The organism is Lentiprolixibacter sp. (genome assembly GCF_982873095.1).
In genome coordinates this window covers 1-11,438 of the sequence record NZ_CEYNTP010000071.1, presented here as the reverse complement: position 1 = coordinate 11,438, position 11,438 = coordinate 1, and the positions used below count along the sequence as shown (strand labels likewise).

Annotated in this window: 12 protein-coding genes and 1 pseudogene; 9 read left to right on the top strand and 4 right to left on the bottom strand. The window is 44.2% G+C overall.

The features are described 5' to 3' along the window. From AC4E7D_RS06190 to rplS, 5 genes and pseudogenes are all read left to right on the top strand, one after another. A pseudogene (locus tag AC4E7D_RS06190) lies at window positions 1–450 on the top strand (glyceraldehyde-3-phosphate dehydrogenase); the annotation flags it as partial. Between the two features lie 132 nt (window positions 451–582). Beyond that, window positions 583–1,215 (top strand): tRNA (guanine-N1)-methyltransferase, encoded by a 633-nt coding sequence (locus AC4E7D_RS06185; protein WP_490172943.1) that lies wholly within the window; start codon window positions 583–585, stop codon window positions 1,213–1,215. A 24-nt stretch (window positions 1,216–1,239) separates the two neighbouring features. Then, the gene (locus AC4E7D_RS06180) at window positions 1,240–1,698 is read left to right on the top strand and encodes a GNAT family N-acetyltransferase (RefSeq protein ID WP_490172942.1); all 459 of its coding nucleotides are present in this window, start codon (window positions 1,240–1,242) and stop codon (window positions 1,696–1,698) included. An 11-nt stretch (window positions 1,699–1,709) separates the two neighbouring features. Continuing rightward, window positions 1,710–2,384, top strand: coding sequence for a tRNA (guanosine(37)-N1)-methyltransferase TrmD (gene trmD, locus AC4E7D_RS06175; RefSeq protein WP_490172941.1), 675 nt, complete (start codon window positions 1,710–1,712; stop codon window positions 2,382–2,384). A gap of 135 nt (window positions 2,385–2,519) precedes the next feature. Further along, entirely contained in the window at window positions 2,520–2,870 is a 351-nt protein-coding gene (gene rplS / locus AC4E7D_RS06170; protein ID WP_490172940.1) for a 50S ribosomal protein L19, read from the top strand. Window positions 2,871–2,936: 66 nt separating this feature from the next. Here rplS and rocD read toward each other — a convergent pair whose 3' ends face one another. Further along, a complete protein-coding gene (gene rocD, locus AC4E7D_RS06165; RefSeq protein ID WP_490172939.1) occupies window positions 2,937–4,238 on the bottom strand; it encodes an ornithine--oxo-acid transaminase in 1,302 nt (433 codons plus the stop codon). A 185-nt stretch (window positions 4,239–4,423) separates the two neighbouring features. Here rocD and rlmD point away from each other — a divergent pair, with 185 nt between their 5' ends. Genes rlmD through AC4E7D_RS06150 form a run of 3 tightly spaced genes read left to right on the top strand, consistent with a single transcriptional unit; the run spans window position 4,424 to window position 7,096 of the window. Beyond that, complete coding sequence (gene rlmD, locus AC4E7D_RS06160; RefSeq protein ID WP_490172938.1) at window positions 4,424–5,845, top strand: 23S rRNA (uracil(1939)-C(5))-methyltransferase RlmD; 1,422 nt, start codon at window positions 4,424–4,426, stop codon at window positions 5,843–5,845. After that, window positions 5,842–6,345, top strand: a complete 504-nt coding sequence (locus tag AC4E7D_RS06155; protein WP_490172937.1) for a DUF6452 family protein — start codon at window positions 5,842–5,844, stop codon at window positions 6,343–6,345. The genes rlmD and AC4E7D_RS06155 overlap by 4 nt, the downstream gene beginning before the upstream one ends. Continuing rightward, on the top strand, window positions 6,326–7,096 hold the full coding sequence (locus tag AC4E7D_RS06150; RefSeq protein ID WP_490172936.1) for a DUF6048 family protein: 771 nt from the start codon (window positions 6,326–6,328) through the stop codon (window positions 7,094–7,096). Before AC4E7D_RS06155 ends, AC4E7D_RS06150 begins: the two co-directional genes overlap by 20 nt. A gap of 8 nt (window positions 7,097–7,104) precedes the next feature. Here the strand turns inward: AC4E7D_RS06150 and AC4E7D_RS06145 are convergent, their stop codons facing one another. After that, on the bottom strand, window positions 7,105–8,274 hold the full coding sequence (locus AC4E7D_RS06145) for a THUMP domain-containing class I SAM-dependent RNA methyltransferase (protein ID WP_490172935.1): 1,170 nt from the start codon (window positions 8,272–8,274) through the stop codon (window positions 7,105–7,107). Between the two features lie 78 nt (window positions 8,275–8,352). Between AC4E7D_RS06145 and AC4E7D_RS06140 the strand changes: the two genes are divergently transcribed. Continuing rightward, entirely contained in the window at window positions 8,353–9,027 is a 675-nt protein-coding gene (locus AC4E7D_RS06140; protein ID WP_490172934.1) for a ZIP family metal transporter, read from the top strand. Window positions 9,028–9,031: 4 nt separating this feature from the next. Here AC4E7D_RS06140 and trhA read toward each other — a convergent pair whose 3' ends face one another. Continuing rightward, complete coding sequence (gene trhA / locus AC4E7D_RS06135; protein ID WP_490172933.1) at window positions 9,032–9,655, bottom strand: PAQR family membrane homeostasis protein TrhA; 624 nt, start codon at window positions 9,653–9,655, stop codon at window positions 9,032–9,034. Window positions 9,656–9,892: 237 nt separating this feature from the next. Then, window positions 9,893–11,203, bottom strand: a complete 1,311-nt coding sequence (locus AC4E7D_RS06130) for a hypothetical protein (protein WP_490172932.1) — start codon at window positions 11,201–11,203, stop codon at window positions 9,893–9,895. Between the last annotated feature and the right edge of the window lie 235 nt (window positions 11,204–11,438).

The window sequence follows — 11,438 nt, the reverse complement described above, 5'->3', positions numbered from 1 at the left end:
AAGTACCGCAGGGGTCGTGCCGCGGCCCTGAATATGGTAATTACAGAAACTGGAGCCGGAAAGGCCGTTGCAAAAGCATTACCTGCCCTTAAGGGTAAACTCACTTCGAATGCCATCCGGGTACCCGTACCCAATGGCTCCCTGGCGATCCTCAACCTGGAAGTAAAAACCAAAACATCAAAAGAGAGCCTTAATACCATTCTGAAGAAGTATGCCCTGGAAGGTCATCTGGTTGAGCAAATAAAGTATTCACTTAGCAACGAATTGGTTTCTACGGATATTGTGGGAACCAATGCCCCCGCGATATATGACAGTCATGCCACCCTGGTTTCTGCAGATGGCAAGAATATTGTCCTGTATGTCTGGTACGACAATGAATTTGGCTACGCCCACCAGGTCATCCGTTTGGCCAAATACCTGGCCAGGGTAAGGCGGTTTAGCTATTATTAATGAGCTTTCCAAGGCTTATTAATAGTATGGGAAAGGCTTCGCCTGGCTCCCCATCGCGTATGCCCTGCTTTTTTTTTCTTAATTGAGAATATTAAAGTACTTTAGTTCTCCCTAAATCATGTTTTTAACCTCATGACCAGAACAATGAACAGTTTAAAAATACTCCTCCTGGGGGCAGCCTTACTGATTGGCAACCTTCAGTTTGCCCAAAGTCAGTCAGAGACCGAAGAACCTTCTCTGGATGGTGGCACTATTGACAGTCAATTCGAATTCGTAGATAAGAAATCGGGGAATTACCGGGCCGAGGGCCGACGTTATGAGGTAGTTCGGACCCTGAATCTGGACAAACTCCGACAAAACGTTAAAGATACGCTGGAGGCTTTCAACAAGAACAAAGCAGAATTGAAGGCGATAATTGCGGGAAATGAAGCATCTATTGCCTCCCTGAACGATAAGCTGGAACAAACCACCTCTAACTTAAACAAGGTGACGGAAGAAAAAGACAGCATGTCTTTCCTTGGTTTGATGGTTAGCAAAGGAAGCTATAACCTGATTATGTGGACCATGATCACCGTTCTTTTCCTTTTACTGCTCTTGTTTATCTACAGGTTTCGCAATAGTAATTACCTCACTCAGGAAGCTAAAGTCCGCCTGTCTGAGTTGGAACAGGAATATGAAGACCATCGTCGTAGGGCACTTGAGCGGGAACAAAAGATCAGCAGACAACTGCAGGATGAGATCCTCAAGTACAAAAAATCAAAATAGTGTACAGCATTTGCTGTTGATGACATGAAGATTGTCCGTGCCTCAGCAGATGATGTCCAACTGATTGCCCCACTCTTAGATCAATACCGTATTTTTTACAAGCAATCACAGGATTTGCATGCGGCGGAAGAATTCCTCAGTCATCGACTTGCTCGCAGTGAATCTATAGTATTCGTGGCTTTAGATGGGGAAACTGCAATGGGGTTTACCCAGCTTTTTCCCTCATTCAGTACGGTAAGTCTGCAACGAATCTATATATTAAACGACCTGTTCGTTGCACCGGATTTTCGAAAGCTAGGTGTTGGCAAGGCTTTGCTGGCAACTGCGCAGCAATATTGCATAGAACAGGGAGGTAAGGGCCTCGCGCTGGAAACAGCAACGGATAACCCTGCCCAGGAACTCTATACAAAAATGGGTTGGACCAAAGACACCCATTGTTTTCATTATTTTTGGAGTGCCCCGGCATCACAAAATCCCAAGTAGGACCAGATATAATGCGAATTGATATAATTACTGTACTTCCGGAATTGCTGCAAAGTCCATTTGAGGCTTCGATATTGAAGCGTGCACAGGATAAAGGACTGGTTTCGGTACATCTTCATAATCTGCGTGACTATACAGATGATTCCTACAGGCAGGTAGACGATTACCAGTTCGGAGGGGGCGCAGGCATGGTATTGATGATCGAGCCTATAGACCGTTGTATCTCAGCCTTGAAGGCAGAAAGGGACTATGATGAAGTCATCTACATGACCCCGGATGGAGAAACCCTGAATCAACCAACAGCAAATAGCCTTTCCCTGCTTCAGAATATCATTATCCTCTGCGGACACTACAAGGGTGTGGACCAGCGCGTTCGTGACGCCTTTGTGACACGCGAAATATCAATAGGAGATTACGTGCTTTCTGGCGGGGAACTCGCAGCTGCCGTTCTGGCCGACAGTATTATACGACTATTGCCAGGGGTGTTGAACGACGAAACTTCTGCCCTTACAGACACCTTTCAGGACAACCTGCTTGCCCCTCCAGTTTTTACCCGGCCCAGGGAATACAAGGGATTAGAAGTTCCTCCGATATTACTCAGCGGCAATCTCCCAGAGATTGAAAAATGGCGGGAAGAACAGGCGCTGAAACGTACCAAAGAAAAACGGCCCGACCTACTTAAATAGCCCTGTTGACGGGGTATAAAAATTTCTCAAAAACCCTTGCCGGTTATAATTTATAAGCTATTTTTGCATTCTATTAAAATCAACCGCTGGCGAAAACCGTGAATGTTGGTTTTGATCAAATCTAAAAATTCAGAAATGGAATCATTGATTAAATTCGTTGAAGACGAGTTTGTGGCAAAAAAAGAATTTCCGGAGTTTTCCGCCGGAGATACCATCACCGTATACTACGAGATCAAGGAAGGTGAAAAAACAAGAACACAGTTTTTCCGTGGTGTTGTGATCCAGCGAAGAGGTTCTGGTGCAACAGAAACCTTTACCATCCGAAAAATGTCTGGGACTATTGGCGTTGAGCGGATCTTCCCTGTTAATATGCCGGCACTGCAGAAAATCGAGGTAAACAAGCGAGGAAAAGTTCGCAGAGCCCGTATTTTCTACTTCAGAGGTCTTACCGGTAAGAAGGCAAGAATTAAAGAGATACGTTCCTAAGAAATATTTAGGAAATAAAAAAACCCTGGATAATTCCAGGGTTTTTTTATGCATTAATGTCAGGGGTTATCCTTTTTCGGTGGCAAATTTATGCTCAAACTCCAGAATCGTCTTGCTAATAATGCCAATACATTCGTACAATTGTTCTTCGGTCATCACCAGCGGTGGCGCGAAGCGAATGATATTGCCATGAGTAGGTTTCGCCAACAAACCGTTTTCTTTGAGGGCGACACAGATATCCCAGGCAGTTGAACTGTCTTCCGTATCATTCACTACTATGGCATTGAGCAACCCTTTTCCCCGTACAAGTTTTACCCAATGTGACTTCTGGATAAGTTTATTCATTTCTTCCCGAAAAATCCTCCCCAGACGGTCTGCATTTTCTGCCAGATTTTCGTCTTTTACTACCTGAAGGGCAGCCATAGCAACAGCACAGGCCAGGGGATTCCCCCCGAATGTAGAACCGTGGTTCCCAGGGCGAATGACCTCCATGATCTCATTGTTTGCCAGTACCGCGGATACCGGGAATACCCCACCAGACAGTGCCTTACCCAGAATCAGGATATCCGGCTTGACGTCGGGTGTCCCATTACTGCAGAGTTTATCCTTGCATTTGCAATTCCCGCAACTGGCCAGCAGCCTGCCCGTCCTTGCAATACCTGTTTGGACCTCGTCTGAAATAAAGAGTACATTATTGGCCTTGCATAACTTATAGGCCTCTTTCAGGTAGTCATCATCCGGCGCATATACCCCAGCCTCACCCTGAATGGGTTCCACCAGAAAGGCGGCCACCTTTTCATCTTCAACAACCTCCTGAAGAGCATTCAGGTCATTATATCGAATGGACAGGATACCCGGAGTAAACGGGCCAAAATTCTCTGTAGCAACAGGATCATTGGATGCTGAAATAATGGTAATCGTACGGCCATGAAAATTATTTTGGCATACAATTACCTTGGCCTGATTGGCATGGATGCCTTTTTTCTCATATCCCCACTTCCGGGCCAGTTTGATCGCCGTTTCCACTGCTTCGGCCCCGGTATTCATAGGCAGTACCTTGTCATACCCAAAAAAGTCGGTTACAAATTTTTCGTAACGGCCCAGCATATCGTTGTAAAATGCACGGGAAGTAAGGGTAAGTTTTTCTGCCTGTTCTTGTAAAGCCCCGATGATTTTGGGGTGACAATGGCCTTGGTTAACAGCAGAGTAAGCTGAAAGAAAATCGTAGTATTTATTTCCTTCCAAATCCCAAACAAACACCCCTTCTCCCTTGCTCAGGACAACGGGTAATGGATGATAATTCTGAGCACCGTGCTTCTCTTCTAAAGCGATTGCTTCCTGAGAAGTAAATCTTTCTTTTTTCGTCATGTCAAGAAAAATAATGTAAAACCTTCACCATTCCTTCTTAAGGAGAGAAATCATCCATGGAGCGCCTCAAAATTACAAATATTTGGGCGCTTTATAAAACCATATACCGGTCAAACAGGTGGCCGAAACGTAATATTTACACCCCTGTTTCCTTTCCTTCGTTAAAAAGATTTTACTTTTGCCCTATGCGCAAACGGAAGAGGCGATTAGTATTTGAAAATATCGAGGTGACAGGTGCCGGGGCCAAGGGAAAGGCAATCGCAAAAGCTCCAGACGGCCGCGTACTGTTTATTTCGAATGCTGTCCCGGGAGACGTGGTTACGGTGCAAACCACAAAGCGAAGGAAGGCCTATTATGAAGGGGTTGCTACTGATTTTCAGCAGCGTTCGGAAAAACGCACAACCCCCAAATGCGAACACTTCGGAGTTTGTGGCGGCTGTAAATGGCAGCACATGGCCTATGAGCACCAGTTAGCCTACAAACAACAGGAGGTGGTCAATAATCTAACCCGGATTGGCAAGGTGGAATTGCCAGAAGTTACCCCTATCCTCGGAGCACCCAAACCCTATTTCTACCGCAATAAAATGGAATTCTCCTTTTCGGATAGCCGATGGTTGACCGAAGAAGAAATTGCGGAAGAAGCGGAGATCAGCGACAGAAACGCTCTTGGATTTCATATACCGGGGATGTGGGATAAGGTTCTGGACATAAAAAACTGCTATTTGCAGGAGGATCCCTCCAATGCTATCCGCCTGGAAGTAAAGCAGTTTGCTACAGAACAGGGTATCCCGTTCTTTAATCCCAGGAACAAGACGGGGATTTTGAGAACCCTGATGATCCGTACCAGTTCTACAGGGGAGGTAATGGTTTTGATACAGTTTTATAAAGACCATCCCACCAAACGGAAATCCCTTTTGGATCACCTATCGGAACGCTTCCCTGAGATAACTTCCCTCTTATATGTGATCAATAGTAAGGCGAACGATACCTTGTACGACCAGGAAATAGTATGTTATGCCGGCAATGACCATATCTACGAAAGCATGAAAGGGCTGCGTTTCAAGATAACGGCCAAATCTTTTTATCAAACCAATTCCGAACAGGCTTACCATCTCTATCGGATAGTTGAGGATTTTGCCAACCTACAGGGAACCGAATTGGTTTATGACCTCTATACCGGTACCGGGACCATAGCCCAGTTTATTTCTGAAAATGCCCGGAAGGTCATTGGAATAGAAACGGTGCCCGAAGCCATTGCTGCAGCCAGGGACAATGCAGCCCATAATGGATTGAACAATCTGGAATTCTTTACAGGGGACCTTAAGGATTTTTTGACTGACGAGTTTATGGAAGAGCAAGGGCAACCCGATGTAATCATTACCGATCCCCCTCGCGAAGGAATGCATAAGGCAGTGGTACAACAGATACTCAAAGCGGCCCCGGAACGCATTGTGTATGTAAGTTGCAACAGTGCCACACAAGCAAGGGACCTGCAGCTTTTGGATCCGGATTACGCAATAGTAAGGGTTCAGCCGGTGGATATGTTCCCACAAACACACCACGTGGAAAATGTTGTACTTTTGAAAAAACGTCAGAATAAAACATGAACAGGTATTGGCTCCTCCTTATAATTCTCCTGGGTATCCTGTTTTTTGCTGCCTGTGAGAAGGACGATATCTGTGTGGATGGGGACACTCCTTTCCTGATCATTCGATTTTACGATCAGCAAAACCCGGAAAGCGTAAAATCGGTAAGCAGCCTGCGAATCCTTGGCCTGGGACAAGGCAGTCCGGTGAATACCTTCACAGATAGGACAGATACTGATTCTATTGCTATTCCTTTAAGGCCCAATCAACCAGATACCCAATTTATCTTTATCCTGGATTCGGCGGACGAGGAAGAAGTGGAAACCGGGAATAAAGACACCCTTTCCTTTCTATACAGTACAGAAGAGGTATTTGTATCAAGGGCCTGTGGGTTTATCGCCAACTATGCTGAATTGAATGCTTCGATAACGGGAGATACCCTGAACTGGATACAAAGTATTGAAATAACGAACCCAACAGTAACTAAACAGGACAGTGCCCATGTTAAAATATACCACTAGTCTGCTGTTATTGCTGTGCACTGCTTTTGGTTGGTCGCAGGACACTCGGGAAAAACAGGATAAAGAATTAACCGATACCCGGCAGGCATATGGCCTTCGGATTGGGGCAGATCTCAGCCGTCCCTTGCGCAGTTTCTTGAATGAGAACTATACGGGTTTAGAACTTATTGGTGATTTCCGTATGACTCAGAAACTTTACCTCGCGGCAGAATTGGGGAATGAAGAATTCACTCAATTTGAAGAGTTGGGGAATGAAGAAGGTGGAGCAATAGCGGAGATCTATAATTATACAACCAGCGGGAGCTATATCAAATTAGGGGTGGAATACAACACCTATGAGAACTGGTATGGTATGAACAATACCATTTTCATTGGTGGCCGATATGCTTTCAGTACCCTTACCAAAAGATTAAATGACAACAACATCTATGCGAGCAACCGGTATTGGAATCAGGAAGGATTAGCCACAGGTACTACCGGACCACAAGAATACAGTGGGTTAAATGCCTCGTGGATAGAATTTCTTTTCGGCGTAAAGGCAGAACTCATTGCCAATATCTACATGGGGGCCAGTGTCCGTTTGGGCTTCCTAATCAGCAATAAGGAAGACGATAGTTTCCCCAATTTATGGATCCCTGGATTTAATAAGGTTACAGACGGAAGCAATTTTGGGGTTGGGTTTAATTACTCGATTTCCTATTTCCTGCCTTTATACAAGAAATCCAAGAAAATCCAGGAGGCTTCAGAATAGTATACCTCCTAAACCGATTTTTGATTTTGATATTTGGATTTCCGGCTGCCTTCGTAAATTTCGTATTGCACTAGTCGGGCCTCAAGTTTGCCGTTAAATACCTTGATCTTTCTGGAAGTCCTCAATCCTACATGTTTTAGGGCCTCCATGTTGGCCGTGATCATCCAGCATTGAGTGCCGGGATATCCCTGTTTCAGCGTATCGCCGATTTGCTTGTAGAACCGTTCCATTTCAATGTTCAGGCGTTCCCCATATGGAGGGTTGAACATGATATGCAAGGGTCCCTTTAAAGGTTTTTTAGATCCGAAGAAGTTTCGTTTTTCCAGCTTGATATATTCACTGAGGTTAGCGTTTTCCACATTCATCTGTGCTTTGGATATAGCCGAAGGGGCCTTATCATATCCCAATATTTCATAGTGAAATTCCCTGGTTTTATTTAAAGCAGCCTGAGTGATGGTTTCAAACAATTCGCGATCATAATCCTTCCACCTTTGAAAACCAAAAGTACGCCGGTTGATATTCGCCGGTATATTACAAGCAATCATGGCTGCCTCAACAAGAAATGTTCCACTGCCACACATCGGATCCAGAAAATTGGTCCGACCTTCCCATCCGCTCATGAGTAGCAATCCCGCAGCAAGCACCTCATTGATAGGGGCGATATTGGTTGCAGACCGGTACCCTCTATGGTGAAGTGAGCCCCCGGAGCTATCCAGGGAAAGATGACACTTATGTTGCTGTATATGAATATGAATCCGAAGATCCGGGTTTCGTGTATCCACATTGGGCCGACTGCCTGTGGTTTTTCGAAAGCGATCAGCGATGGCATCCTTAGCTTTTTGGGAAACGTAAAGAGAATGGGTAAAGGATTCCGATTTTAAGACCGAATCTATAGCGATACTTTGATCAGTTTCCAGGTACTTTTCCCAGGGGAACCCATAGATCTTTTTATAAAGGTCGTTTTCATTCCTTACCTGAAATGTGGCAATGGGTTTTAGGATACGCAAGGCAGTACGCAAACACAAATTCGCCTTATACATGAATCCCAGGTCCCCCTCGAAGAAAACACTGCGTAAACCCTCTTCCACCCTGCTGGCCCCCAGCTTTTTAAGTTCCAGGGCAAGAATGGGTTCAAAACCGTAAAAACACTTTGCCAACATTTTAAAGTTCTGGGCCATGCGAATACCTTCAATAACGGCAAAAATACACTAATTTTGGGGGCTATCGGGTAATAAAGAACCGATTGGCCATTGATAATGATTTATTGGTTACCTGTACTTGCCGTATTTCTTGGATACTTCCTGGTCCTTTGGCTTAAGCCAAAAAAGAACCTGAGTATTACATTATTACTCGCATTTAGCGGTTCCTTCCTGCTTGCCATTACGTTATTTGAACTCCTACCCACGGTATATGCATTGTCTGACGCAAAGAGCACCGGACTTTTCATTATGCTGGGTATTGTATTGCAGATATTCCTGGAATTTTTTTCCAAGGGGGCAGAACACGGTCACTTGCATATTGATGAAGAAAAAACGGTATTTCCCTGGCTTTTGTTTCTTAGTCTGGGGATACATGCCTTTTTAGAGGGGATCCCTATTGCAGGAAATCAACCCATCTTGTATGCGATTCTGGTGCATAAATTGCCTGTTGCTTTGATACTGAGTATATTTTTACTCAATTCCAGACTGGAAAAATGGCAGGCTGGCCTCTTTATTGTGTTTTTTTCACTGATGACCCCTTTCGGCACCTACCTCGCTGGGCATTACACCTTACTCGAAGAGCAATTTGCACCTTTAACTGCCGTTGTAATCGGTGTCTTCCTTCATATTTCTACCGTAATATTGTTCGAAAGCAGTAAAGGTCACAGCTTTAATCTCAGGAAACTTCTGGTAATATTGTTAGGGTTATTTGCCGCTTACTTTATGTTCTGAACATTTAGGGAAGCACCTCTAGATAGACGTAGAACCAGTGGCTGATTGCCCCACCCAGCACGAAAAAATGCCAGATCAAATGGTTAAACGGGATGCGTTTAAAAGCATAAAAGAATATTCCGAGGGTATAAAATGCGCCTCCGAGAAAAAGGAGTCCAAGTCCGAAAGTAGTTGTACGCTGGAGTAAACTTGCAAAATCAAATACGATCATCCACCCCATTAGGAGATACAGTAAAAGGGACAAATACTCCCATTTACCGGTAAAAAACAGTTTTAAGACAGTGCCACCCAGGGCTATACCCCAAATGGTGTAGAAAATAAGCCATCCATTACCGTCTACCAGGGTGATAAGGGCCACGGGAGTATAAGTACCTGCGATAAGGTAATAGATGCTGATATGGTCCAGGACACGCCATTTTCTCTTTTTTCTCGGGTCGGCAACAGCGTGATAAATGGTTGAAGCGGAAAAGAGTAGGACGATGGAAAAGCTGTAGATCCATACAGCCAGTTGCTGTAGATGTTCTGCCTGTCGGGTTTCATGAATCATTATAACCCCGCCAATCAGGCCAAGCAGGACACCGAAGCCATGGCTTCCGGTGTTCCAGTATTCCTCTTCTTTGTAGTTCATAGGTTTTTTGGGACAACTACTGCAAAGGTACTAAACCGGTGGATAGTTGAAGAAGTTCTTGCGGACGATATAAGATAGCTTTTTCTTGTGGTTATCACCTGAGACACGTCTTCTCAATCTGTTTTGTTTTTGCTGTATTATAGCTTAAGTTGATTGTGGGGAGGAGGCGCATAGCGCCCCATTAATACACATTAGCAGTACCGTATTTCGTATGGGATAAGAACCGCCTGGGCTGAGCTATTCTCTGAAATACCAGAAAGGTATCTGTATTATGGTCCTGTCGTAAATACTGTCTCTTCTGTGGTCTTTTCTAAGTACTTTTAAATTATGTTTCCCTTCTGGAATGGATTTTATCTCTATGAAGGTTTCAAAACCGAGTTGCTTTTGACTATTCTCAGCAATAACAAATTTAGGCTTGTAGGAAATAGAATCTATTTGCAATGTGTACATGTCTTCTATAGTTTTCATGTAATCCCCCAATTTTCCACGCTCTGACCAGGGCAATACCCCCTCTGAGAAGGCTGAATAAATACCCCGCCGGTCTTCAGCGGGCTCAAGGTCCTTATTAAAGTAAAAAACATCGTCTTCTACAGTGCTGCCATAGACTATGAATACATTCAGATAGGAGGTGCTAATAATCTTAGAAGGAATTGCGGCCCTGTCTGCAAACAGTTTTTCTTTTTGAATCACGTCCATATAATTCTTTTTATTGGCAGTAAAGGAATTGGAATTCATGTCCTTTTCCAGATAGTTGGAAGTACTGAATCCTGTTGCCGCCAGAACCGTTAAACCGAGATAGAGCGGAACAATAACCCAACTTAATCGTTTCCCAAACCTGGTATCCAGGAAGTTGTATACCATAGGACGGTATAAAAAAGATAAGGTGAGGTATTTAAACACCCAATAGACCGGATAGTAGAAGATTGTAGTCCATTTTTTTCGTTTAAGCCAGCCCTGGGTCGCAAAATCTATAAAGGTGAGGAAAGTACCAATAGCTAGAAAAATTATGGTTGGGACAGCAATCCAGTATCGCACCCAATCCGGAGTTTCATCTTTATCAATACTAAGTCCTAAAAGGGTAAAGGCAAATGTTATCGTCAACAAACCCAGCAAATAAAAAACCAACAGGAAAGTAACGGCGAAAATAATACTACAATACTTCTCCAGGGTTGCCACATAATTGTCGAATGATCCTACTCTTTTAACAAGATGCTTTTTGAATTTTGGGCTATACTTCAAATTTTCGTAGTCTATTTCACCAGAAACATAGCGCAATCCAATGGCACCTATCCAAAGACCCCTGAGGATTACATGGGCAATTAGATTTATGGTGATTATATACCAGGAGACCATCAGGCCTTGCATCAAAAAAATTCGATACATATTCCCTTGATTTTGAGCTTCCTGGCTGGCTAATTCAATAGGGTCAATGATCATGAATAGCCCATAGATTGCAAATCCAGAAATGATCAGTTCCAACTGCCAGCTTTCTTGTTGCAGGATATCGAGCCACTTTTTGAACTTCTCGTCCCTGGGATTATTGCTCATGGAAAAAAGATTTTGCTACATAAATATAGTAGAAATTGACAGATCCCTTTGGAATTAGAATAGGGGTGCTGTGTTACTTTGCTGGGATGCTGGTAATTAGCAGGATTAGCTAGTATTTTGAAATTGGGGAGGAGGCGCATAGCGCCCCACGGAGGGGGTTTTTGACCTGGGGGTGGTATATGGTCCCTGACGTATTGCTGACGCCTGGTCAGCATCCGGACCGGTTTACCGCCGC